The organism is Streptomyces sp. NPDC002054 (genome assembly GCF_040296685.1).
Classification (GTDB): Bacteria; Actinomycetota; Actinomycetes; order Streptomycetales; family Streptomycetaceae; genus Streptomyces.
In genome coordinates this window covers 12,652-35,437 of record NZ_JBEOXT010000038.1, presented here as the reverse complement: position 1 = coordinate 35,437, position 22,786 = coordinate 12,652, and the positions used below count along the sequence as shown (strand labels likewise).

Sequence of the window (22,786 nt, the reverse complement as noted above, 5' to 3'; positions counted from 1 at the left end):
CACGCTTTAGGCTTGTCACCGGAACCTCTGGGGCAACGGGAGCAACAGCACTTGTTGCCCCGGAGGGACCGGCATTCCAGCAAAGATCACCTGGCGCCGATGAGTAAGGCGTACAGAACCACTTCCCAGGAGGACCCCAGTGGCGAAGGCGAAGTTCGAGCGGACTAAGCCGCACGTCAACATCGGCACCATCGGTCACATTGACCACGGTAAGACGACCCTCACGGCCGCCATTACCAAGGTGCTGCACGACGCGTACCCCGACCTGAACGAGGCCTCGGCCTTCGACCAGATCGACAAGGCTCCTGAGGAGCGCCAGCGCGGTATCACGATCTCGATCGCGCACGTCGAGTACCAGACCGAGGCGCGTCACTACGCCCACGTCGACTGCCCCGGTCACGCGGACTACATCAAGAACATGATCACCGGTGCCGCGCAGATGGACGGCGCGATCCTCGTGGTCGCCGCCACCGACGGCCCGATGCCGCAGACCAAGGAGCACGTGCTCCTGGCCCGCCAGGTCGGCGTCCCCTCCATCGTTGTCGCCCTGAACAAGGCCGACATGGTGGACGACGAGGAGATCCTGGAGCTCGTTGAGCTCGAGGTTCGTGAGCTCCTGTCCGAGTACGACTTCCCGGGCGACGACGTTCCGGTCGTCCAGGTCTCGGCGCTCAAGGCCCTCGAGGGTGACAAGGAGTGGGGCGAGAAGCTCCTCGGCCTCATGTCGGCCGTGGATGACTTCATCCCGACCCCCCCGCGTGACACCGAGAAGCCCTTCCTGATGCCGGTCGAGGACGTCTTCACGATCACCGGTCGCGGTACGGTCGTCACCGGCCGTATCGAGCGTGGTGTCCTGAAGGTCAACGAGACCGTCGACATCATCGGTATCAAGGAAGAGAAGACCACCACCACGGTCACCGGTATCGAGATGTTCCGCAAGCTGCTCGACGAGGGCCAGGCCGGTGAGAACGTCGGTCTGCTCCTCCGTGGCATCAAGCGCGAGGATGTCGAGCGCGGCCAGGTCATCATCAAGCCCGGTTCGGTCACGCCGCACACCGAGTTTGAGGCCCAGGCCTACATCCTGTCGAAGGACGAGGGTGGCCGTCACACCCCGTTCTTCAACAACTACCGCCCGCAGTTCTACTTCCGTACCACGGACGTGACCGGCGTTGTGACCCTCCCCGAGGGCACCGAGATGGTCATGCCGGGCGACAACACCGAGATGACGGTCGCGCTGATCCAGCCGGTCGCCATGGAGGAGGGCCTGAAGTTCGCCATCCGTGAGGGTGGCCGGACCGTCGGCGCCGGCCAGGTCGTCAAGATCACGAAGTAATTCGTGTTCTGACCTGGTAGCTCGCTAGCGAGCACCATGTTTGACCGAAGGGCCCTGTCCCCTCGCTTCGGCGAGGGGGCGGGGCCCTTCGTCGTTCCGTCACGGGGGAGTGCAGCCGCGGCAGTGGCCGGGGGTGGGGGAGCGGAAGGCTCTGTCGCAGCCCGGACAGGTCTGGAAGGGGTCCGGCGGTACGTACGGGACTCGGGGCGGGGGTTTCGGCAGCGCGGGCGGGAGCTGTGCGGCCAGCCGGTGGGCGATCAGCCCGCCGGGGTTGAGCAGGGGGGTGGGGAGGTTGGCGGACAGGGCCTGGGTGATCGCCTGATGGTGCGCCCCGAGCTCCAGCCAGGCCTCGACCCCGGGCGCCAGTCTGTGTACGTCGCGTTGGCTGAGCAGCAGCCGGGAGTCGGAACGGCGCAGCTCGGCGAGGAGCTCCTGGGCGAGCCGGCGGCGGGCCGGGTTGTCGGTGTTGCGGGGTGTGGGGAGCGGGTCCGGGGCGGGCGGGGCGGGCTGGGCCGGCCGGGGCGGGGGCTCGGGCTGCGGCTCGGGCTCAGGCTGGGGCCCAGGCTCCGGCTGGGGCTCCGGGTCCGGCTCGGGCTCCGGGTCCGGGACAGGGCCCGGGTCCGGCTGCGGCTCTGGGGCCGGGGCCGGCTCGGGGGCGGGCTCCGGGGCCGGAGCGGGGTCCGGGGTTCGGGCGGGGGGCTCGGGGGAGTGAATGGCCCCTGGCTCGTTGAACGAAACCGTCCGGGTGATGACCTGCCCGCTGGGCAGCCGCTCCCGCGGCCTGGCCAGGTACCCGTGCTCCTCCAGCTCGCGCAGCCCGGCGGCGATCCGGGCCTCGCTCTCCGGGAAGCGCTCGGCGAGCCGTTTCACGCCGATCCTGGTCCCGCTGGGCAGGGACTGGATGTGCACGGAGAGGGCGATCGCGACGAGCGACAGCTGCCGGTGCTGGGCGAGGTGGTTGCCGATCACGGTGAATCGGCTGGCCTGCCGTTTCGTGATGTGCACGATGCCGGGATGCGGAATGCCGGACGGGAGGCGCAGGGGCGCGCTAAGCTGCGTGGAAGCCATCAGGAAGGTGCTTACTTCCTCATTGGTCAGGCCCTCGTTCGGGAAGCCACTCCCGGCGGGGGCCGACGTTTTTCTGTGCGGTCGCCGCGAGCATATGCCAGCGAACCCCCTTGAAATCCAGCCCAGTTGGCAAACGTCACCCGTGTGAGTTACGGGGAGGCTGGAGGGGCTTGGCAGGGTTCTTTCTCCCCCCGGTCCTTTGGTTATTAAGCGGTCCCACGCGACCAGGTCCCATTCCACCGGGTCGTGCCTGTGCTGACCCGGTGGAATGCGAATGGGTAATTCCCCTTCGCCCTTTCCACAGGCTGTGGAGGGGACGAGGAGCGGGCGGCCAAGGCCGGGAAGAAACGATTCGGACGGCGCGCGGAGCCGGTGCGGAACGAGCCGCCCGGTTGGCGGACCGGCCCCGCCTGGCAGGAGATGCAGGGCCGGAAGAAGGGCGGCAGGGTCAAGGCCGGGCTGGCGATCGTGCTGATCGCGGGGTTGGCCCTGGTGGTGCTGCGGCCCGAGCTGCTCATCGACCGGATCACCGGCAAGGCTGAGCAGGACGGGAAGAGCCGGCAGCCGCTGGCCGCGGAGTCCGTACATCCGACCGCGCCGCCGGAGCAGATGTACCCGGACCGGCCCACGCTGAAGGAACCTTTCCGCGGGTCGCCGGCCGTGCAGTGGGCCGACGGGGCGGCCGGGATCGAGGCGCCGGTGGCCAAGGCCGCGGGCGGCTTGACCAAGGAGCAGGTGGCGGACGCGATCAGCCGTACCAGGGCGCTGCTCGTCGCAGCCAACCTCGACCCCCGCACCCTGCGCGGGGAGCGGCCGGAGGCCGCCCTGAAGCTGCTGGAGCCCCGGCAGCCGGCGGTGCACGGGATGCTCGTCAAGGGCCTGGCGGCCCCGGGCAAGGAGCAGGACCCGGTCCTGATGTTCACCCGCTTCGACCCGGCCGAGGTGCGGCTCGTGGGGGACGTGGTCAAGACCCGCGGGCGGATGTGGTTCGAGGCCGGCGAGCGGCCCGGCGAGGTGCTGGTGAAGGCCGACTACTCGTTCGTCTACCCGCTGGTCCGGGCCAAGGAGGGCGCGGACGAGGTCGCGCGGACCGTTGTGCGCCGCCAGCTCACCGTCGCCGTGAACGACCCCAAGCGGTACACGGTCACCGAAGGCACCCTCGCGGTGATCGAGTACCCGAGCGAGACGGCGAACTCGGCCTGCGGCGTCCACGACGGGTTCCTGCACCCCACGTTCGACAGCGACGGCCGGGTGGCCGGTACGGAGCCCAGCGGCCCGGCGGAGGACCCGTACGACCGCAGTGCCGAGATCTCCACGGGCGAGGGCTGCGGGCAGGTCTCCAGGACCTGATCCGCCGGGGGAGCTGCCCCGCAGGGCGTGGCGCAGTTTGACGCGTACGCGCTGCGGGGTATTGTCTACGGCTCCCGATTGGCGGAGCACGTGCCTTGTATGGCAGACTGTCGGGGTTGCTCGGTTGAGTGCCGATGCTGCGCGCCTCCCGCCGGGAGGACCGGAAGCGAGTCCCACAGTACTCGTCGCCTTTATCTGCCCCTCGGGCAGCAATGGGGCGGACGTACGGGAATCTTCCGGGAAGCGTGGGCGGGGTGCCGACCAGGCACTCGGTGGGTGTTTCTCCCCCGAATCGTGGTCCGGGACGGATCGCAAACCCTCTGAGCAGGGAATTTCCGTATGGGAATTTTCTGTAGCGGGAGTGCGACACGCCCGACCGCGGGGGTCGGAGAGAAGCCGCGTGAAAGCGCAAGCCGGCCGAGTACCAGAGCGTTGTTACTAGACAAAGGACTACTGAGTAGCCATGGCGGGACAGAAGATCCGCATCCGGCTCAAGGCCTACGACCACGAGGTCATCGACTCCTCGGCGAAGAAGATCGTCGAGACGGTGACCCGCACTGGTGCGTCGGTCGCAGGCCCGGTGCCGCTGCCCACTGAGAAGAACGTGTACTGCGTCATCAAGTCGCCGCACAAGTACAAGGACTCGCGCGAGCACTTCGAGATGCGCACGCACAAGCGCCTGATCGACATCCTCGACCCGACGCCCAAGACCGTTGACTCGCTGATGCGCCTGGACCTTCCGGCCGGCGTTGACATCGAGATCAAGCTCTGAGAGGCGACGCGAAGATGGCTAAGCAGATCAAGGGCGTCCTGGGCGAGAAGCTCGGCATGACCCAGGTCTGGGACGAGAACAACCGTGTCGTCCCGGTGACCGTCGTCAAGGCCGGGCCCTGTGTCGTTACCCAGGTCCGCACGAACGACATCGACGGCTACGAGTCGGTCCAGATCGCCTTCGGCGAGATCGACCCGCGCAAGGTGAACAAGCCCCTCAAGGGCCACTTCGCCAAGGCCGACGTGACCCCGCGCCGCCACCTGGTGGAGCTCCGTACCTCCGACGCCAGCGAGTACACGCTCGGCCAGGAGATCACTGCCGAGGTGTTCGAGTCCGGCGTCAAGGTTGACGTCACGGGCAAGAGCAAGGGCAAGGGCTTCGCCGGTGTCATGAAGCGCCACAACTTCCGCGGTCTGGGTGCCGGTCACGGTACGCAGCGCAAGCACCGCTCTCCCGGTTCCATCGGTGGCTGCGCCACCCCGGGCCGTGTGTTCAAGGGCCTCCGCATGGCTGGCCGTATGGGCAACGAGCGGGTCACCACCCAGAACCTGACCGTTCACGCCGTTGACGCGGAGAAGGGCCTGCTCCTCATCAAGGGCGCGGTTCCTGGTCCCAACGGCGGCCTGGTCCTGGTCCGCACTGCGGCCAAGGGGGCCTGAGGACTATGAGCACCATTGACATTCTGTCGCCCGCGGGCGACAAGACCGGGACCGTCGAGCTCCCGGCCGAGATCTTCGACGCCAAGGTCAGCGTTCCGCTGATCCACCAGGTCGTCGTCGCGCAGCTGGCCGCTGCCCGTCAGGGCACGCACAAGGTCAAGACGCGTGGCGAGGTCCGCGGTGGTGGCAAGAAGCCGTACCGCCAGAAGGGCACCGGCCGCGCCCGTCAGGGTTCGACCCGTGCGCCGCAGTTCGCCGGCGGTGGCGTCGTGCACGGCCCCGTGCCGCGTGACTACTCGCAGCGGACCCCGAAGAAGATGAAGGCCGCCGCTCTGCGTGGCGCCCTCACCGACCGGGCCCGTCACTCCCGCATCCACGTCGTTTCCGGCGTGGTCGAGGGTGCCGCTTCCACCAAGGCCGCCAAGGTTCTGTTCGGCAAGATCTCGGAGCGCAAGAACCTGCTCCTGGTCGTCGACCGTGCCGACGAGGCCGCGTGGCTGTCCGCCCGCAACCTGCCCCAGGTGCACATCCTGGAGCCGGGCCAGCTGAACACGTACGACGTGCTCGTCTCGGACGACGTGGTCTTCACCCAGGCCGCCTTCGAGTCCTTCGTGTCTGGCCCCAAGGCCGCTGAGACCGAAGGGAACGAGGCCTGATGTCTGAGGCAACGATCACCAGCAAGACCTTCACGGACCCGCGCGACCTGCTGATCAAGCCGGTCGTCTCCGAGAAGAGCTACGCGCTGCTGGACGAGAACAAGTACACGTTCATCGTCGCTCCTGGCGCCAACAAGACCCAGATCAAGCAGGCCGTCGAGGCGGTCTTCTCGGTCAAGGTCACCGGGGTCAACACGATCAACCGTCAGGGTAAGCGCAAGCGCACCAAGACCGGTTTCGGCAAGCGCGCCAACACCAAGCGCGCCATCGTGACCCTCGCTGAGGGCGACCGTATCGACATCTTCGGCCAGGCCTCCTAACGGAGCGCCCTGGTCCGAATATCGGACGAGGACTGAGAAATGGGTATCCGCAAGTACAAGCCGACGACTCCGGGCCGTCGTGGCTCCAGCGTCGCCGACTTTGTCGAGATCACGCGGTCCACGCCGGAGAAGTCGCTGGTCCGCCCCCTGCACAGCAAGGGCGGCCGTAACAACGCCGGTCGTGTGACCGTTCGCCACCAGGGTGGCGGACACAAGCGCGCCTACCGAGTGATCGACTTCCGTCGTCACGACAAGGACGGCGTGCCGGCCAAGGTCGCGCACATCGAGTACGACCCCAACCGCACCGCTCGCATCGCCCTCCTGCACTACGCAGACGGCGAGAAGCGCTACATCATCGCTCCGCGCGGCCTGAACCAGGGCGACCGGATCGAGAACGGCCCGACGGCCGACATCAAGCCCGGTAACAACCTGGCGCTCCGCAACATCCCGGTCGGTACCACGATCCACGCGATCGAGCTCCGTCCCGGTGGCGGTGCCAAGTTCGCCCGTTCCGCGGGTGCCTCCGTGCAGCTGCTGGCGAAGGAAGGTGCCATGGCGCACCTCCGTATGCCGTCCGGTGAAATCCGTCTGGTCGACGTGCGCTGCCGCGCCACCGTCGGCGAGGTCGGCAACGCCGAGCAGTCGAACATCAACTGGGGCAAGGCCGGCCGTATGCGCTGGAAGGGCGTCCGCCCGACCGTCCGCGGTGTCGCGATGAACCCGGTTGACCACCCGCACGGTGGTGGTGAGGGCAAGACCTCCGGTGGTCGCCACCCGGTCTCCCCGTGGGGTCAGAAGGAGGGTCGTACTCGCTCGCCGAAGAAGGCTTCGAGCAAGTACATCGTCCGCCGCCGCAAGACGAACAAGAAGCGCTAGGAGCGGGTTTAGATGCCGCGCAGTCTCAAGAAGGGGCCCTTCGTCGACGACCACCTCGTAAAGAAGGTGGACGCCCAGAACGAAGCCGGCACCAAGAACGTCATCAAGACCTGGTCCCGTCGCTCGATGATCATCCCCAGCATGCTGGGTCACACCATCGCGGTGCACAACGGCAAGACCCATGTCCCGGTGTTCGTCACCGAGTCCATGGTCGGCCACAAGCTCGGCGAGTTCTCGCCGACTCGCACCTTCCGCGGCCACGTCAAGGACGACCGGAAGTCGAAGCGCCGCTAATCGCGGGGTGGAACGACTAATGACTTACATCGAAGGGACAACCATGGAAGCCAGGGCCCAGGCGCGGTACATCCGCGTCACGCCCATGAAGGCCCGCCGCGTGGTGGACCTCATCCGTGGCATGGACGCCACGGAGGCTCAGGCGGTCCTGCGTTTCGCCCCGCAGGCCGCGAGCGTGCCCGTTGGCAAGGTGCTGGACAGCGCCATCGCCAACGCTGCGCACAACTACAACCACACGGACTCCTCTTCGCTGTTCATCAGCGAGGCGTTCGTGGACGAGGGCCCGACCCTGAAGCGGTTCCGTCCGCGTGCTCAGGGCCGTGCCTACCGGATCCGCAAGCGGACCAGCCACATCACCGTGGTCGTCAGCAGCAAGGAAGGAACCCGGTAATGGGCCAGAAGGTAAACCCGCACGGGTTCCGGCTCGGCATCACCACGGACTTCAAGTCCCGCTGGTACGCCGACAAGCTGTACAAGGACTACGTCAAGGAAGACGTCGCCATCCGTCGGATGATGACGTCCGGCATGGAGCGCGCCGGCATCTCGAAGGTTGAGATCGAGCGCACCCGTGACCGTGTCCGCGTAGACATCCACACCGCTCGCCCCGGCATCGTCATCGGCCGCCGTGGCGCCGAGGCCGACCGCATCCGCGGCGACCTGGAGAAGCTGACCGGCAAGCAGGTCCAGCTGAACATCCTCGAGGTCAAGAACCCCGAGGTCGACGCTCAGCTGGTGGCCCAGGCCGTCGCCGAGCAGCTGTCCTCCCGCGTCTCCTTCCGTCGGGCCATGCGTAAGAGCATGCAGTCCGCCATGAAGGCCGGCGCCAAGGGCATCAAGATCCAGTGTGGTGGCCGTCTCGGCGGCGCCGAGATGTCCCGCTCGGAGTTCTACCGCGAGGGTCGTGTGCCGCTGCACACGCTGCGCGCGAACGTCGAGTACGGCTTCTTCGAGGCCAAGACCACCTTCGGCCGCATCGGCGTGAAGGTCTGGATCTACAAGGGCGATGTCAAGAACATCGCCGAGGTTCGCGCTGAGAACGCTGCCGCCCGTGCGGGTAACCGCCCGGCCCGTGGTGGCGCCGACCGTCCGGCCGGTGGCCGTGGTGGTCGCGGTGGCGAGCGTGGCGGCCGTGGCGGCCGCAAGCCGCAGCAGGCTGCCGGCGCCGAGGCCCCCAAGGCCGAGGCTCCCGCCGCCGCTCCGGCTGAGAGCACCGGAACGGAGGCCTGACCGACATGCTGATCCCTCGTAGGGTCAAGCACCGCAAGCAGCACCACCCCAAGCGCCGCGGTATGGCCAAGGGCGGTACTGAGGTCTCGTTCGGCGAGTACGGCATCCAGGCGCTGACCCCGGCGTACGTGACGAACCGCCAGATCGAGGCGGCTCGTATCGCGATGACCCGCCACATCAAGCGTGGCGGCAAGGTCTGGATCAACATCTACCCGGACCGTCCGCTGACGAAGAAGCCTGCCGAGACCCGCATGGGTTCCGGTAAGGGTTCTCCCGAGTGGTGGATCGCCAACGTGCACCCGGGCCGGGTCATGTTCGAGCTGTCCTACCCGAACGAGAAGATTGCTCGTGAGGCGCTCACCCGCGCTGCTCACAAGCTTCCGATGAAGTGCCGGATTGTTCGGCGCGAGGCAGGTGAGTCGTGATGGCGACGGGAACCAAGGCGTCCGAGCTGCGTGAGCTCGGCAACGAGGAGCTCGTTGGCAAGCTGCGCGAGGCCAAGGAGGAGCTGTTCAAGCTCCGCTTCCAGGCGGCCACGGGTCAGCTGGAGAACAACGGCCGGCTCAAGTCCGTCCGTAAGGACATCGCTCGCATCTACACCCTGATGCACGAGCGTGAGCTCGGTATCGAGACGGTGGAGAGCGCCTGATGAGCGAGAAGAACGTGACTGAGACGACCGAGCGCGGCTTCCGCAAGACCCGTGAGGGTCTCGTCGTCAGCGACAAGATGGACAAGACCGTCGTCGTCGCCGTCGAGGACCGCGTCAAGCACGCGCTGTACGGCAAGGTCATCCGCCGTACGAACAAGCTCAAGGCGCACGACGAGCAGAACGCTGCCGGCGTCGGCGACCGCGTCCTCCTGATGGAGACCCGGCCGCTGTCCGCCACCAAGCGGTGGCGCGTCGTCGAGATCCTCGAGAAGGCCAAGTAATCACCTGAGGGGTTTCCCTCAGGTCAGTTCCGCCAGGCTCGGCCGGGGCTGAGCAATCAGCCCCGGCCGGGAACCGGCAGACACATCAGGAGATAGACGTGATCCAGCAGGAGTCGCGACTGCGTGTCGCCGACAACACTGGTGCCAAGGAGATCCTTTGCATCCGTGTTCTCGGTGGCTCCGGTCGCCGCTACGCGGGCATCGGTGACGTCATCGTCGCCACCGTCAAGGACGCGATCCCCGGCGGCAACGTGAAGAAGGGTGACGTCGTCAAGTGCGTCATCGTTCGCACCGTCAAGGAGCGCCGCCGCCAGGACGGCTCGTACATCCGCTTCGACGAGAACGCCGCTGTCATTCTCAAGAATGACGGCGACCCTCGTGGCACCCGTATCTTCGGCCCGGTCGGCCGTGAGCTGCGCGAGAAGAAGTTCATGAAGATCATCTCGCTCGCGCCGGAGGTGCTGTAAGCATGAAGATCAAGAAGGGCGACCTGGTTCAGGTCATCACCGGTAAGGACAAGGGCAAGCAGGGCAAGGTCATTCAGGCCATCCCCGCTGAGAACCGCGTCCTGGTCGAGGGTGTCAACCGGGTCAAGAAGCACACCAAGGCCGGTCAGACCGCTGGTGGTTCGCAGGCCGGCGGCATCGTGATCACCGAGGCCCCGATCCACGTCAGCAACGTTCAGCTGGTTGTGGAGAAGGACGGCAAGAAGGTCGTCACCCGCGTCGGTTTCCGCTTCGACGACGAGGGCAACAAGATCCGCGTTGCCAAGCGCACGGGTGAGGACATCTGATGGCTACCACTCCGCGTCTGAAGACGAAGTACCGCGAGGACATCGCGGGCAAGCTGCGTGAGGAGTTCTCCTACGAGAACGTCATGCAGGTTCCCGGCCTCGTGAAGATCGTGGTCAACATGGGTGTGGGCGACGCCGCCCGCGACTCCAAGCTGATCGATGGCGCCATCCGCGACCTCACCACGATCACCGGTCAGAAGCCGGCCGTCACCAAGGCCCGCAAGTCCATCGCGCAGTTCAAGCTGCGTGAGGGTCAGCCGATCGGCTGCCACGTCACCCTCCGTGGTGACCGCATGTGGGAGTTCCTGGACCGTACGCTGTCGCTCGCGCTGCCGCGTATCCGTGACTTCCGTGGTCTGTCGCCGAAGCAGTTCGACGGCCGTGGCAACTACACCTTCGGTCTCACGGAGCAGGTCATGTTCCACGAGATCGACCAGGACAAGATCGACCGTACCCGGGGTATGGACATCACCGTGGTCACCACGGCGACCAACGACGCTGAGGGCCGCGCGCTCCTTCGTCACCTCGGCTTCCCCTTCAAGGAGGCGTAAGCGAGATGGCGAAGAAGGCTCTCATCGCGAAGGCTGCCCGCAAGCCCAAGTTCGGTGTGCGTGCGTACACCCGCTGCCAGCGCTGCGGTCGTCCCCACTCCGTGTACCGCAAGTTCGGCCTGTGCCGCGTGTGCCTCCGTGAGATGGCTCACCGTGGCGAGCTGCCGGGCGTGACCAAGAGCTCCTGGTAATCCCTTCCGTCCTTTGGACGTAAGGCATTCCCGGAACTCTCGGTAAGCATCTGGGTCGGCGGAGGCCCGATCCCCCATGCCGTAGGCTAGTGGGGTTGGGCGTCCGCCGCCCGTCGACTTACTACGCCGTAGGTCCCCGCACCGCACCCGTCCCGCCACTGAGTGGGGAGAGGGATGGCGCATACAGGAAACCCCGGCGAGAGAGGCCGAAGGCCACTTCATGACCATGACTGACCCCATCGCAGACATGCTCACGCGTCTGCGTAACGCTAACTCGGCGTACCACGACACCGTCGTGATGCCGCACAGCAAGATCAAGTCGCACATCGCGGAAATCCTCAAGCAGGAGGGTTTCATCACCGGCTGGAAGGTCGAGGACGCCGAGGTTGGCAAGAACCTCGTCCTCGAGCTGAAGTTCGGTCCGAACCGCGAGCGCTCGATCGCCGGCATCAAGCGCATCTCGAAGCCGGGTCTGCGCGTGTACGCGAAGTCCACCAACCTGCCGAAGGTGCTCGGCGGCCTGGGCGTGGCGATCATCTCCACGTCCCACGGCCTCCTGACCGGCCAGCAGGCGCAGAAGAAGGGCGTGGGTGGGGAAGTCCTCGCCTACGTCTGGTAGTCGGGAACGGAGGAAAAGCTATGTCTCGTATCGGCAAGCTCCCCATCCCGGTTCCCGCCGGCGTGGACGTCACCATCGATGGCCGCACGGTCACCGTCAAGGGCTCCAAGGGCTCCCTGACGCACACCGTTGCCGCCCCCATCGAGATCGTTAAGGGCGAGGACGGCGTTCTGAACGTCACCCGTCCGAACGACGAGCGTCAGAACAAGGCCCTCCACGGCCTGTCCCGCACGCTGGTGGCCAACATGATCACCGGTGTGACCACGGGATACGTCAAGGCGCTCGAGATCAGCGGTGTCGGTTACCGCGTGGCCGCGAAGGGCTCCAACCTGGAGTTCCAGCTCGGCTACAGCCACCCGATCCTGGTGGAGGCGCCCGAGGGCATCTCCTTCAAGGTCGAGTCGCCGACCAAGTTCTCGGTCGAGGGCATCGACAAGCAGAAGGTCGGCGAGGTCGCGGCGAACATCCGCAAGCTGCGGAAGCCCGACCCGTACAAGGCCAAGGGCGTCAAGTACGCCGGCGAGGTCATCCGCCGCAAGGTCGGAAAGGCTGGTAAGTAAGCCATGGCATACGGTGTGAAGATCGCCAAGGGCGACGCTTACAAGCGTGCCGCGAAGGCCCGCCGCCACATCCGCATCCGCAAGAACGTGTCGGGTACGGCGGAGCGTCCGCGCCTCGTCGTGACGCGTTCCAACCGCAACATCGTTGCTCAGGTCATCGACGACCTCCAGGGTCACACCCTGGCGTCCGCGTCGACCCTGGACGTTTCGATCCGCGGTGGCGAGGGTGACAAGTCCGCGCAGGCCAAGCAGGTCGGCGCCCTGGTCGCCGAGCGCGCCAAGGCTGCGGGCATCGAGGCCGTCGTGTTCGACCGTGGTGGCAACAGGTACGCCGGGCGCATTGCCGCTCTGGCTGACGCCGCCCGCGAAGCCGGGCTGAAGTTCTAAGCCCCGGTTCCGGGACTAACGGACGTAACAGAGAGAGGTAATCCAATGGCTGGACCCCAGCGCCGCGGAAGCGGTGCCGGTGGCGGCGAGCGGCGGGACCGGAAGGGTCGCGACGGTGGCGCTGCTGCCGCCGAGAAGACCGCGTACGTTGAGCGCGTTGTCGCGATCAACCGCGTCGCCAAGGTTGTCAAGGGTGGTCGTCGTTTCTCCTTCACCGCGCTCGTCGTGGTGGGTGACGGTGACGGCACCGTAGGTGTCGGCTACGGCAAGGCCAAGGAGGTGCCGGCCGCCATCGCCAAGGGTGTTGAGGAGGCCAAGAAGCACTTCTTCAAGGTCCCCCGTATCCAGGGCACCATCCCCCACCCGATCCAGGGTGAGAAGGCTGCGGGCGTCGTCCTGCTGAAGCCTGCTTCCCCCGGTACCGGTGTTATCGCCGGTGGCCCGGTGCGCGCCGTTCTGGAGTGCGCCGGCGTTCACGACATCCTGTCGAAGTCGCTCGGCTCCGACAACGCGATCAACATCGTGCACGCGACCGTGGAGGCCCTGAAGGGCCTGCAGCGTCCCGAGGAGATCGCGGCTCGCCGTGGTCTGCCCCTCGAGGACGTCGCCCCCGCGGCTCTGCTTCGTGCGCGTGCGGGAGCGGGTGCGTAATGGCTCGCCTCAAGATCACGCAGACGAAGTCGTACATCGGCAGCAAGCAGAACCACCGCGACACGCTGCGTTCGCTCGGGCTCAAGCGCCTGAACGACGTGGTCGTCAAGGAGGACCGCCCCGAGTTCCGCGGAATGGTGCAGACCGTCCGCCACCTCGTGACGGTTGAGGAGGTCGACTGATCATGGCGGAGAACAACCCGCTCAAGATCCACAACCTCCGTCCCGCCCCGGGCGCCAAGACCGCGAAGACCCGTGTGGGTCGCGGTGAGGCGTCGAAGGGTAAGACGGCCGGTCGTGGTACCAAGGGCACCAAGGCGCGTTACCAGGTTCCGACCCGCTTCGAGGGTGGGCAGATGCCCCTCCACATGCGGCTCCCGAAGCTCAAGGGCTTCAAGAACCCGTTCCGCACCGAGTACCAGGTCGTGAACCTGGCCAAGCTGGCCGAGCTCTACCCCGAGGGTGGAGAGGTCACCGTGGCCGGTCTCGTCGAGAAGGGCGCTGTTCGCAAGAACAGCCTCGTCAAGGTCCTGGGCCAGGGCGAGATCTCCGTGGCGCTGCAGGTTTCGGTTGACGCCGTTTCCGGCTCCGCCAAGGAGAAGATTGCCGCCGCCGGCGGCACCGTCACCGAGCTCGTCTGAGACGAGTTCAGTGGCTCATAGCGAGTAAAACCGACCGGGGATGCCTCACATATGGGGCATCCCCGGTTGGTCGTTCCACGGGGGGCGCAGTCGCCGGTAAGGTGGCCTGCACCTTTACTTTGTCGTACACCTCGAATCCTTAGACCGTCACCTCTGACGCAGTAGCGCGGGGGTCGCAGGAGGCACCGTGCTCACCGCGTTCGCCCGGGCGTTCAAGACGCCCGACCTGCGCAAGAAGCTGCTCTTCACGCTCGGCATCATCGTGCTGTTCAGGCTCGGGTCCCACATCCCGGTACCCGGCGTGAGCTACAAGAACGTTCAGTTCTGTGTCGACCAGGCGCAGGCCGGCTCGAACGGCGGCCTCTTCGGCCTGGTCAACATGTTCAGCGGTGGTGCACTGCTGCAGATCACGATCTTCGCGCTCGGCATCATGCCGTACATCACGGCGAGCATCATCCTGCAGCTGCTGACCGTGGTCATCCCGAAGCTGGAGAACCTCAAGAAGGAGGGTCAGTCCGGCACGGCGAAGATCACGCAGTACACGCGCTACCTGACCATCGCTCTTGCGATCCTCCAGGGGACCGGCCTCGTCGCCACCGCCCGCAGCGGCACCCTGTTCCAGGGCTGCCAGGTGGCCAGCCAGATCGTGCCGAACCGCTCCATCTTCACGACCATCGTCATGGTGCTGACCATGACCGCCGGTACCGCCCTCGTCATGTGGCTCGGTGAGCTGATCACCGACCGCGGCATCGGCAACGGAATGTCGATCCTGATGTTCATCTCGATCGCGGCCGGCTTCATCGGCGCTCTGTGGCAGATCAAGCTTCAGGGCAAGATCGCCGATGGCTGGGTCGAGTTCGGCGTGGTCATCCTGGTCGGCCTGGCGATGGTGGCCCTGGTGGTCTTCGTCGAGCAGGCGCAGCGCCGCATTCCGGTTCAGTACGCGAAGCGCATGATCGGGCGCCGCGCGTACGGCGGTACGTCGACCTACATCCCGCTCAAGGTGAACCAGGCGGGTGTCATTCCCGTCATCTTCGCCTCGTCACTGCTGTACATCCCGGCTCTGGTCGTCCAGTTCAGTGGCTCCCAGGCACCCTGGGCCGCGTGGGTGAACCGTCATCTCGCGGACACGAACGCTCCGTTCCACATCTCCATGTACTTCCTCCTGATCGTGTTCTTCGCCTTCTTCTATGTGGCGATTTCGTTCAACCCGGAGGAAGTCGCCGACAACATGAAGAAGTATGGTGGCTTCATCCCGGGCATCCGGGCCGGTCGACCTACTGCCGAGTACCTGAGCTACGTGCTCAACCGGATCACCTGGCCGGGGTCGCTGTACCTGGGTCTCATCGCTCTTGTGCCGACAATGGCGTTGGCCGGCTTCGGGGCGAACCAGAACTTCCCGTTCGGCGGGACGAGCATCCTGATCATCGTGGGTGTGGGTCTGGAAACCGTGAAGCAGATCGAGAGCCAGCTCCAGCAGCGCAATTACGAAGGGTTCCTCCGCTGATGCGAATCGTCCTCGTCGGACCTCCGGGTGCGGGCAAGGGTACGCAGGCCGCGTTCCTTGCCAAGAACCTGTCGATCCCGCACATCTCCACGGGCGACCTCTTCCGCGCCAACATCAGCCAGGGCACCGAGCTGGGCAAGCGGGCGAAGGCCTTCATGGACGCCGGCGACCTCGTCCCCGACGAGATCACCATCGGCATGGCCAAGGACCGCATGGAGCAGTCCGACGCCGAGAACGGCTTCCTGCTCGACGGCTTCCCGCGCAACGTCTCCCAGGCCGAGGCCCTCGACGTGATGCTGAAGACCGCCGGCATGAAGCTGGACGCGGTCCTCGACCTGGAGGTCGAGGAGGACGAGGTCGTGAAGCGCATCGCCGGTCGCCGGACCTGCCGCAACGACTCGGCGCACGTCTTCCACGTGCTGTACGCCCCGCCGAAGGCCGAGGGTGTCTGCGACACCTGCGGTGGCGAGCTGTACCAGCGCGGTGACGACTCCGAGGCCACGGTCCGCAACCGGCTGGAGGTCTACCACACCCAGACCGAGCCGATCATCGATTACTACAAGGCCCAGGGCCTGCTGGTGACGATCTCGGCGCTCGGCAAGGTGGAGGAAGTCACCCAGCGCGCGATGGACGCACTGAAGAAGTAACCCACCAGGCGGTACGCACGGCCGCGGTGTCCGGAGGACACCGCGGCCGTAGTGTTGAGCCCACACGTTTCGTACGAGAGGCAAGGCAGGCATGGTCCAGATCAAGACCCCGGAGCAGATCGCGAAGATGCGCGAGGCGGGGCTGGTCGTCGCCGCCATTCACGCGGCGACGCGTGAGGCGGCCGTACCGGGCGCCACCACGCGGGATCTGGACATGGTCGCCCGCAAGGTGATCGCCGACCACGGTGCGAAGTCGAACTTCCTGGGGTATGGCGGGTTCCCCGCCACCATCTGCACCTCGGTGAACGAGGTCGTGGTCCACGGCATCCCCGACGACAAGACCGTCCTCAAGGACGGCGACATCATCTCCATCGACGCCGGCGCGATCATCGACGGCTGGCACGGTGACGCGGCGTACACCGCCTTCGTCGGGACCGGACACGCTCCGGAGCTGGTCGAGCTCTCCCGGGTGACCGAGGAGTCGATGTGGGCGGGCATCGCCGCCATGAAGCTCGGCAACCGCCTCGTGGACATCTCGAAGGCGATCGAGACGTACATCAAGCGCCAGCCGCGGCCGGCCGCCGGTGACCACAGCCTCGGCAAGTTCGGGATCATCGAGGACTACGGCGGCCACGGCATCGGCTCCGAGATGCACATGGACCCGCACCTGCTGAACTACGTCTCGCGCAAGCGCGGCAAGGGGATCAAGCTGGTCCCGGGTGTCTGCCTGGCGATCGAGCCGATGGTCTCCCTGGGCACCGCCCAGACGGAGGTGCTGGCCGACGACTGGACGGTCATCACCACCGACGGGACCTGGTCCTCGCACTGGGAGCACTCCATCGCCCTGACGGAGGCCGGCCCGATCGTGCTGACCAGCCCGGACTGCGGCAAGGCCAAGCTCGCCGAGTACGGCGTGACGGTTGCCCCCGACCCGCTCGACCAGATGGCGTAATGATCTAGACTGATGGGCAAACTTTCCGGATTCGTCTTTCTGGGTGCCCTGACGTAGACTGACTCGTCGGCTCACGTGCACCTTTATGCCTGCCTTCGGGCACGCGGCGCACATGAGCTGATCAAGGTAGCCGATTCGAAAGGCGAAGCGTGGCCAAGAAGCAAGGTGCCATCGAGATCGAGGGCACCGTGATCGAGTCCCTCCCGAACGCGATGTTCAAGGTGGAACTCCAGAACGGTCACAAGGTCCTCGCGCACATCAGCGGGAAGATGCGGATGCACTACATCCGTATCCTGCCGGATGACCGGGTTGTGGTGGAGCTCTCTCCCTACGACCTGACGCGTGGCCGGATCGTCTACCGATACAAGTAGATCTTGCCCCCGCATCCCGCTTCCGCGGGGTGGTGGCACTGACCCGGAGAACCTCAGACACATGAAGGTCAAGCCGAGCGTCAAGAAGATCTGCGACAAGTGCAAGGTGATCCGCCGTCACGGTCGGGTCATGGTCATCTGCGACAACCTGCGCCACAAGCAGCGCCAGGGCTGACGCACGCCGACCGACCTGCAATTTCGCAGTTCTTCGCGCGACGCACGTAAATACGTACATACGCAGAGCCCGCCCAGCCCCTCACGGGGTCGGCGGCACCTCCGGCGGGGGCCGGGGACCCGGTTGGTACCTCATACGGCTGCCCGGGAGCGGCTTTGCGGAAGACCCCCGAACACACAGGAGCCATTGAATGGCACGCGTTTCCGGTGTTGACATCCCGCGCGAAAAGCGCGTGGAGATCGCACTCACCTACGTCTTCGGTATCGGGCGCACCCGGTCCAAGGAGATCCTCGCCTCCACCGGCGTGAACCCGAACACCCGCGTTCGTGACCTGGCCGAAGAGGACCTCGTCAAGATCCGCGAGTACGTGGACGCCAACCTCCGTACCGAGGGTGACCTCCGCCGCGAGATCCAGGGCGACATCCGCCGCAAGATCGAGATCCAGTGCTACCAGGGCATCCGCCACCGTCGTGGCCTGCCGGTGCACGGTCAGCGCACCAGCACGAACGCCCGTACCCGCAAGGGCCCGCGTCGCGCCATCGCCGGCAAGAAGAAGCCGGGCAAGAAGTAGTCCTCAGCGGACACGCTTTCCAGCGGTCTTGCGCTGTAGGACCGACCACCTCCCTGTAGGAGTAAGAGATGCCCCCCAAGGGTCGTCAGGGCGCTGCCAAGAAGGTGCGCCGCAAGGAAAAGAAGAACGTCGCTCACGGGCACGCCCACATCAAGAGCACGTTCAACAACACCATCGTTTCGATCACGGACCCGTCCGGCAACGTGATCTCCTGGGCCTCCGCCGGCCACGTCGGCTTCAAGGGCTCGCGCAAGTCCACCCCCTTCGCCGCGCAGATGGCCGCCGAGTCGGCCGCCCGCCGCGCGCAGGAGCACGGCATGCGCAAGGTTGACGTCTTCGTCAAGGGTCCGGGCTCCGGCCGCGAGACCGCGATCCGCTCCCTCCAGGCCACCGGCCTCGAGGTGGGCTCGATCCAGGACGTCACCCCCACCCCGCACAACGGCTGCCGCCCGCCGAAGCGCCGCCGCGTCTGACGCAGCGGACGCGTTTGTGCGTCCTTGAGTGTCCGGGCGGTACGACCCCTCCGGGGGACGTGCCGCCCGTACCCTTGCAGTACCGCCGTCCCCGGACGGCGACCCGTCGGGCGTCAAATAGTGGGCGTCCACGACTGAAGGAATGAAGACATGCTTATCGCTCAGCGTCCTTCGCTGACCGAAGAGGTCGTCGACGAGTACCGCTCGCGGTTCGTGATCGAGCCGCTGGAGCCGGGCTTCGGCTACACCCTCGGCAACTCTCTGCGCCGTACGCTCCTCTCCTCGATCCCGGGTGCCGCTGTCACCAGCATCCGCATCGACGGTGTCCTGCACGAGTTCACCACCGTGCCGGGCGTCAAGGAGGACGTCACCGACCTCATCCTCAACATCAAGCAGCTGGTCGTCTCCTCGGAGCACGATGAGCCGGTCGTGATGTACCTGCGCAAGCAGGGTCCCGGCCTGGTCACCGCTGCCGACATCGCGCCCCCGGCCGGTGTCGAGGTGCACAACCCGGACCTGGTCCTCGCCACGCTCAACGGCAAGGGCAAGCTGGAGATGGAGCTGACCGTCGAGCGCGGTCGCGGCTACGTCTCCGCCGTCCAGAACAAGCAGCTGGGCCAGGAGATCGGCCGTATCCCGGTCGACTCCATCTACAGCCCGGTCCTCAAGGTCACCTACAAGGTCGAGGCGACCCGAGTCGAGCAGCGCACCGACTTCGACAAGCTGATCGTTGACGTCGAGACCAAGCAGGCCATGCGCCCGCGCGACGCCATGGCGTCCGCCGGTAAGACCCTGGTCGAGCTGTTCGGTCTGGCGCGCGAGCTCAACATCGACGCCGAGGGCATCGACATGGGCCCGTCCCCGACGGACGCCGCCCTGGCCGCCGACCTGGCGCTGCCGATCGAGGAGCTCGAGCTCACCGTTCGGTCGTACAACTGCCTCAAGCGCGAGGGCATCCACTCCGTGGGTGAGCTCGTCGCCCGCTCCGAGGCGGACCTGCTCGACATCCGCAACTTCGGTGCGAAGTCGATCGACGAGGTCAAGGCGAAGCTGGCCGGCATGGGCCTGGCCCTCAAGGACAGCCCGCCCGGATTCGACCCGACCGCTGCCGCTGACGCCTTTGGCGCCGACGACGACGCGGACGCGGGCTTCGTGGAGACCGAGCAGTACTGATCTCCCTCGGGAGGCCGCACTGCGGCTGCGGACCGGCTGTGGCTGGTCGCGCAGTTCCCCGCGCCCCTCACGGGGCGCGGGTCTCCGACGGGCAACCGCCCGCTCGGATACTGACTCCGGTACCTGATACGGCCGGGGCAGACACCTAGGAGAAAACCATGCCGCGTCCCGCGAAGGGCGCCCGCCTCGGCGGCTCCGCCGCGCACGAGAAGCTGCTGCTCGCGAACCTCGCGAAGTCGCTCTTCGAGCACGGCCGCATCACCACGACCGAGGCCAAGGCCCGCCGCCTGCGTCCGGTCGCCGAGCGTCTGATCACCAAGGCGAAGAAGGGCGACATCCACAACCGTCGCCTCGTCCTGCAGACGATCACGGACAAGAGCATCGTCCACACGCTCTTCACCGAGATCGCCCCGCGGTACGAGAACCGCCCCGGTGGTTACACCCGCATCACCAAGATCGGCAACCGTCGTGGCGACAACGCCCCGATGGCGGTCATCGAGCTGGTCGAGGCCCTGACCGTGGCCCAGCAGGCCACCGGTGAGGCCGAGGCCGCCACCAAGCGTGCGGTGAAGGAGGCCGAGGCCAAGACCGAGGCCGAGGCCACCGAGGCTCCGGCCGAGGAGACCAAGGAGGCCTGAGCGCCCCCTGGTCTGCCGTAAGGCCTGGAACGGGTCCGTCCCCTCGCGGGGGCGGGCCCGTTCCGCTTTTTTCTGCGTGTCTTGAGAGGATTCACGGGTGAGTGACGAGGTGGAGCCCGGGTACGTCCGGGTGCGGCTGGATCTGTCGTACGACGGCAAGGACTTCTCCGGCTGGGCGAAGCAGGCGACGCGGCGGACCGTGCAGGGCGAGCTGGAGTCCGCGCTCCAGACGGTGATGCGGCTGGCGGAACCGGTCGCGCTGACGGTGGCCGGCCGGACGGACGCGGGTGTGCACGCGCGCGGCCAGGTGGCCCACCTCGACCTGCCCGAGGAGGTCTGGGCCGAGCACAGCGAGCTGCTGCTGCGCCGGCTCGCCGGACGGCTCCCGCACGACGTGCGGGTCTGGAAGGTCGCCGAGGCCCCGGCGGGCTTCAATGCCCGGTTCGCGGCCGTCTGGCGCCGCTACGCCTACCGGATCGGCGACCACCGGGCGGGCGTCGACCCGCTGCGCCGCGGGCACGTGCTGTGGCACCAGTGGCCGCTGGACGTGGACGCCATGAACGAGGCGTCGAGGGACCTGCTCGGCGAGCACGACTTCGCCGCTTACTGCAAGAAGCGCGAGGGCGCCACCACCATCCGTACGCTCCAGCAGCTCAGCTGGGAGCGGGCCGAGGACGGCATCGTCACGGCGACCGTGCGGGCCGATGCCTTCTGCCACAACATGGTGCGCTCGCTGGTGGGTGCGCTGCTGTTCGTCGGCGACGGGCACCGGCCGGTGGACTGGCCGGGCAAGGTGCTGCGGGCGGGCGTCCGGGACTCCGGGGTGCATGTCGTACGGCCGCACGGGCTGACCCTGGAGGAGGTCGGGTACCCGGCGGACGAGCTGCTGGCCGAGCGCAGCCGGCTGGCGCGGAACGTGCGGACGCTGCCGGGGGCCGGTCCGGCCGCCCCGGGTTGTTGCTGACTTGTGATCTTGGTCCCGGGCAACCCGGGAACCGCCCGTTGGTCTGATCCTGGGAAGGATCACGAGGATCACAACGGGGGACGCATCGATGAAGCGCATGCTGGTGGCGGTGGCCGCCGGGGCCCTGGCCCTCTTCGGGACCGCTCCCGCCCAGGGAGCACCCCCGCCGGCGGTCTCCGAGCTCGCCCTGGGCGGCTACACGGTCGAGACCACCGTGAAGGCCGGGCAGACGCAGCAGATCCGGTACGGCTTCACCCACACGGGCGACAGGCCGGTCCACGGGGTGCGGCTGTACCTCGTGACCCAGCCGGGCCTGACGTACGCCCAGCGGTTCTCGAACTGCGCGTACGCGCGGCATCCGGACCGCCTCGACGAGCTGGTGGCCTGCACCTTCAGGGGCCGCTTCGAGCCCGGCGCCTCCTACCGGCTGGCCGAGGGGATGGAGCTCACCGTCCGGCCGGACGCCTGGCGGACCCAGCAGGTGACCTCGGTCTACCCGGACGGCCCCGCGGAGCGCAGCCGGCACCCGGGCTACCGGCTGCGGCCCGGGACGGGACCCGAGCTCAGGATCGAGGCCACGGACGACTTCCGGGCCACCGGGGCGCACCTGAGGGCGCTGGATTTCCTCGTCCCGGCCGGGCGGCCGGACCTCAGCGTCACCGGCGCCGCCGCCACCGGGAAGCCCGGCGGGCAGGTGCGGCTGAGCCCGCGCTGGCACAACCGCGGGCCCGGGTCGATCCACACCGACCAGCCGGGGCTCCGGGTGGCGAGCACCGAGTTCCGGCTCCCGGACGGGTTCACGTACGTCACGGGCGATTGCGACCCGGACGTCCGCAAGGGCCGCACCCGGTGGAACTGCCCGCCGGCCGGGCAGCGGCTCAGCCCGGGCAGCGGCCCGGTCAACGCCACCTTCGCGATCGCTCCGTGGGTGAAGCCGGGGGTGTACGAGGGCGAGTTCCGCTACGACCCCGAGGGCCGGGACGCCGAGAGCGGGCAGCAGCCCGGCCAGTACCCGCTGAGCCGGTGGGACAACACCCCGGCGAACAACTCCGCGAAGATCACCATCACGGTGGCGGCGGGCACGGGCGCCACCCCGGACCCCACCGGCCGAGCCACCCCCGGGCCGACCGGCACGCCGACGGGCACGCCTACGGCCACGCCGACAGGCACCGGGACCGGGACCCCGAGTCCGTCGGCGAGCCGGACGGCGACCGCCGCGCCCCGCACCACCCCCGCCCCGGCGCCGACCAGCGCCCCGGCGCCGACCACCGGCACGGGTACGGGCACGGGCACCGGCGGTAGCCTCGCCCGGACCGGTTCCGTCGCCCTCACCCTCGGCGGGATCGGAACCGCCGCGGTCGCGGTCGGCGCCGCACTGTGGGCGGTGGCCCGGAAGCGCCGGAACCACTGATCCATCCGAATCCGTTTGGGTGAGTCC

The 22,786-nt window shown here is 67.3% G+C and carries 35 protein-coding genes; 34 read left to right on the top strand and 1 reads right to left on the bottom strand.

Annotated features, from left to right (window positions below; genetic code table 11):
* Positions 1-139 precede the first annotated feature (139 nt).
* Complete coding sequence (tuf, locus tag ABT123_RS29820; protein ID WP_351320270.1) at positions 140-1,333, top strand: elongation factor Tu; 1,194 nt, start codon at positions 140-142, stop codon at positions 1,331-1,333.
* A 99-nt stretch (positions 1,334-1,432) separates the two neighbouring features.
* Here tuf and ABT123_RS29815 read toward each other — a convergent pair whose 3' ends face one another.
* The gene (locus ABT123_RS29815; RefSeq protein ID WP_351320269.1) at positions 1,433-2,338 is read right to left on the bottom strand and encodes a helix-turn-helix domain-containing protein; all 906 of its coding nucleotides are present in this window, start codon (positions 2,336-2,338) and stop codon (positions 1,433-1,435) included.
* A 435-nt stretch (positions 2,339-2,773) separates the two neighbouring features.
* On the opposite strand from ABT123_RS29815, the gene ABT123_RS29810 reads away from it, so the two are divergent.
* The 33 genes from ABT123_RS29810 (at position 2,774) to ABT123_RS29650 (ending at position 22,759) form a co-directional block, all read left to right on the top strand.
* Positions 2,774-3,751, top strand: a complete 978-nt coding sequence (locus tag ABT123_RS29810) for a hypothetical protein (RefSeq protein WP_351320267.1) — start codon at positions 2,774-2,776, stop codon at positions 3,749-3,751.
* Positions 3,752-4,214: 463 nt separating this feature from the next.
* A complete protein-coding gene (gene rpsJ / locus ABT123_RS29805) occupies positions 4,215-4,523 on the top strand; it encodes a 30S ribosomal protein S10 (protein WP_003948644.1) in 309 nt (102 codons plus the stop codon).
* A 14-nt stretch (positions 4,524-4,537) separates the two neighbouring features.
* The gene (gene rplC, locus ABT123_RS29800; protein WP_150209236.1) at positions 4,538-5,182 is read left to right on the top strand and encodes a 50S ribosomal protein L3; all 645 of its coding nucleotides are present in this window, start codon (positions 4,538-4,540) and stop codon (positions 5,180-5,182) included.
* 5 nt (positions 5,183-5,187) lie between these two features.
* Positions 5,188-5,838 carry a 50S ribosomal protein L4 gene (rplD, locus tag ABT123_RS29795; RefSeq protein ID WP_351320264.1) on the top strand — a complete coding sequence of 217 codons (651 nt, stop codon included), beginning with the start codon at positions 5,188-5,190 and terminating at the stop codon, positions 5,836-5,838.
* The gene (gene rplW, locus ABT123_RS29790) at positions 5,838-6,158 is read left to right on the top strand and encodes a 50S ribosomal protein L23 (protein WP_150209238.1); all 321 of its coding nucleotides are present in this window, start codon (positions 5,838-5,840) and stop codon (positions 6,156-6,158) included. Before rplD ends, rplW begins: the two co-directional genes overlap by 1 nt.
* Positions 6,159-6,197: 39 nt before the next feature.
* Positions 6,198-7,034, top strand: coding sequence for a 50S ribosomal protein L2 (rplB, locus tag ABT123_RS29785; RefSeq protein ID WP_150209239.1), 837 nt, complete (start codon positions 6,198-6,200; stop codon positions 7,032-7,034).
* 12 nt (positions 7,035-7,046) lie between these two features.
* On the top strand, positions 7,047-7,328 hold the full coding sequence (gene rpsS, locus ABT123_RS29780) for a 30S ribosomal protein S19 (protein ID WP_007265903.1): 282 nt from the start codon (positions 7,047-7,049) through the stop codon (positions 7,326-7,328).
* Between the two features lie 43 nt (positions 7,329-7,371).
* Positions 7,372-7,719 carry a 50S ribosomal protein L22 gene (gene rplV, locus ABT123_RS29775; RefSeq protein WP_351320261.1) on the top strand — a complete coding sequence of 116 codons (348 nt, stop codon included), beginning with the start codon at positions 7,372-7,374 and terminating at the stop codon, positions 7,717-7,719.
* A complete protein-coding gene (rpsC, locus tag ABT123_RS29770) occupies positions 7,719-8,555 on the top strand; it encodes a 30S ribosomal protein S3 (RefSeq protein ID WP_150209240.1) in 837 nt (278 codons plus the stop codon). The genes rplV and rpsC overlap by 1 nt, the downstream gene beginning before the upstream one ends.
* A gap of 5 nt (positions 8,556-8,560) precedes the next feature.
* The gene (gene rplP, locus ABT123_RS29765) at positions 8,561-8,980 is read left to right on the top strand and encodes a 50S ribosomal protein L16 (protein ID WP_030026326.1); all 420 of its coding nucleotides are present in this window, start codon (positions 8,561-8,563) and stop codon (positions 8,978-8,980) included.
* Positions 8,980-9,204 carry a 50S ribosomal protein L29 gene (gene rpmC, locus ABT123_RS29760; protein WP_008739703.1) on the top strand — a complete coding sequence of 75 codons (225 nt, stop codon included), beginning with the start codon at positions 8,980-8,982 and terminating at the stop codon, positions 9,202-9,204. The genes rplP and rpmC overlap by 1 nt, the downstream gene beginning before the upstream one ends.
* Positions 9,204-9,485, top strand: coding sequence for a 30S ribosomal protein S17 (rpsQ, locus tag ABT123_RS29755; protein WP_066980866.1), 282 nt, complete (start codon positions 9,204-9,206; stop codon positions 9,483-9,485). The genes rpmC and rpsQ overlap by 1 nt, the downstream gene beginning before the upstream one ends.
* Before the next feature lie 98 nt (positions 9,486-9,583).
* The gene (rplN, locus tag ABT123_RS29750; RefSeq protein ID WP_351320259.1) at positions 9,584-9,952 is read left to right on the top strand and encodes a 50S ribosomal protein L14; all 369 of its coding nucleotides are present in this window, start codon (positions 9,584-9,586) and stop codon (positions 9,950-9,952) included.
* 2 nt (positions 9,953-9,954) lie between these two features.
* Positions 9,955-10,278 carry a 50S ribosomal protein L24 gene (gene rplX / locus ABT123_RS29745; protein WP_351320257.1) on the top strand — a complete coding sequence of 108 codons (324 nt, stop codon included), beginning with the start codon at positions 9,955-9,957 and terminating at the stop codon, positions 10,276-10,278.
* Positions 10,278-10,829: a 50S ribosomal protein L5 gene (rplE, locus tag ABT123_RS29740; protein WP_351320255.1), complete on the top strand. Its 552-nt coding sequence runs from the start codon at positions 10,278-10,280 to the stop codon at positions 10,827-10,829. The genes rplX and rplE overlap by 1 nt, the downstream gene beginning before the upstream one ends.
* Before the next feature lie 5 nt (positions 10,830-10,834).
* On the top strand, positions 10,835-11,020 hold the full coding sequence (locus tag ABT123_RS29735; RefSeq protein ID WP_003956452.1) for a type Z 30S ribosomal protein S14: 186 nt from the start codon (positions 10,835-10,837) through the stop codon (positions 11,018-11,020).
* A gap of 220 nt (positions 11,021-11,240) precedes the next feature.
* A complete protein-coding gene (rpsH, locus tag ABT123_RS29730; RefSeq protein WP_030201558.1) occupies positions 11,241-11,639 on the top strand; it encodes a 30S ribosomal protein S8 in 399 nt (132 codons plus the stop codon).
* Between the two features lie 20 nt (positions 11,640-11,659).
* A complete protein-coding gene (gene rplF / locus ABT123_RS29725; protein WP_351320252.1) occupies positions 11,660-12,199 on the top strand; it encodes a 50S ribosomal protein L6 in 540 nt (179 codons plus the stop codon).
* Positions 12,200-12,202: 3 nt separating this feature from the next.
* On the top strand, positions 12,203-12,586 hold the full coding sequence (rplR, locus tag ABT123_RS29720; RefSeq protein WP_150209246.1) for a 50S ribosomal protein L18: 384 nt from the start codon (positions 12,203-12,205) through the stop codon (positions 12,584-12,586).
* A 45-nt stretch (positions 12,587-12,631) separates the two neighbouring features.
* Complete coding sequence (gene rpsE, locus ABT123_RS29715) at positions 12,632-13,237, top strand: 30S ribosomal protein S5 (protein WP_030201551.1); 606 nt, start codon at positions 12,632-12,634, stop codon at positions 13,235-13,237.
* Positions 13,237-13,419, top strand: a complete 183-nt coding sequence (rpmD, locus tag ABT123_RS29710) for a 50S ribosomal protein L30 (protein ID WP_053682614.1) — start codon at positions 13,237-13,239, stop codon at positions 13,417-13,419. The genes rpsE and rpmD overlap by 1 nt, the downstream gene beginning before the upstream one ends.
* 2 nt (positions 13,420-13,421) lie before the next feature.
* Complete coding sequence (gene rplO / locus ABT123_RS29705) at positions 13,422-13,877, top strand: 50S ribosomal protein L15 (protein ID WP_150209247.1); 456 nt, start codon at positions 13,422-13,424, stop codon at positions 13,875-13,877.
* A gap of 187 nt (positions 13,878-14,064) precedes the next feature.
* Positions 14,065-15,384: a preprotein translocase subunit SecY gene (gene secY, locus ABT123_RS29700; protein ID WP_351320249.1), complete on the top strand. Its 1,320-nt coding sequence runs from the start codon at positions 14,065-14,067 to the stop codon at positions 15,382-15,384.
* A complete protein-coding gene (locus tag ABT123_RS29695; protein WP_351320247.1) occupies positions 15,384-16,031 on the top strand; it encodes an adenylate kinase in 648 nt (215 codons plus the stop codon). Before secY ends, ABT123_RS29695 begins: the two co-directional genes overlap by 1 nt.
* A gap of 91 nt (positions 16,032-16,122) precedes the next feature.
* Positions 16,123-16,983 carry a type I methionyl aminopeptidase gene (gene map / locus ABT123_RS29690; protein WP_351320245.1) on the top strand — a complete coding sequence of 287 codons (861 nt, stop codon included), beginning with the start codon at positions 16,123-16,125 and terminating at the stop codon, positions 16,981-16,983.
* Positions 16,984-17,132: 149 nt separating this feature from the next.
* Complete coding sequence (gene infA, locus ABT123_RS29685; protein ID WP_003956442.1) at positions 17,133-17,354, top strand: translation initiation factor IF-1; 222 nt, start codon at positions 17,133-17,135, stop codon at positions 17,352-17,354.
* A 61-nt stretch (positions 17,355-17,415) separates the two neighbouring features.
* Positions 17,416-17,529, top strand: a complete 114-nt coding sequence (gene rpmJ / locus ABT123_RS29680) for a 50S ribosomal protein L36 (protein ID WP_003956441.1) — start codon at positions 17,416-17,418, stop codon at positions 17,527-17,529.
* Positions 17,530-17,719: 190 nt separating this feature from the next.
* On the top strand, positions 17,720-18,100 hold the full coding sequence (gene rpsM, locus ABT123_RS29675; RefSeq protein WP_007265919.1) for a 30S ribosomal protein S13: 381 nt from the start codon (positions 17,720-17,722) through the stop codon (positions 18,098-18,100).
* A 68-nt stretch (positions 18,101-18,168) separates the two neighbouring features.
* Entirely contained in the window at positions 18,169-18,573 is a 405-nt protein-coding gene (rpsK, locus tag ABT123_RS29670; RefSeq protein ID WP_003956432.1) for a 30S ribosomal protein S11, read from the top strand.
* A gap of 150 nt (positions 18,574-18,723) precedes the next feature.
* Entirely contained in the window at positions 18,724-19,746 is a 1,023-nt protein-coding gene (locus ABT123_RS29665) for a DNA-directed RNA polymerase subunit alpha (protein WP_010473911.1), read from the top strand.
* Positions 19,747-19,904: 158 nt separating this feature from the next.
* Positions 19,905-20,384 (top strand): 50S ribosomal protein L17, encoded by a 480-nt coding sequence (gene rplQ, locus ABT123_RS29660; protein WP_351320243.1) that lies wholly within the window; start codon positions 19,905-19,907, stop codon positions 20,382-20,384.
* Between the two features lie 97 nt (positions 20,385-20,481).
* Complete coding sequence (gene truA / locus ABT123_RS29655; protein ID WP_351320241.1) at positions 20,482-21,348, top strand: tRNA pseudouridine(38-40) synthase TruA; 867 nt, start codon at positions 20,482-20,484, stop codon at positions 21,346-21,348.
* An 88-nt stretch (positions 21,349-21,436) separates the two neighbouring features.
* Positions 21,437-22,759, top strand: coding sequence for a hypothetical protein (locus tag ABT123_RS29650; RefSeq protein WP_351320239.1), 1,323 nt, complete (start codon positions 21,437-21,439; stop codon positions 22,757-22,759).
* The last annotated feature ends 27 nt before the right edge of the window (positions 22,760-22,786 follow it).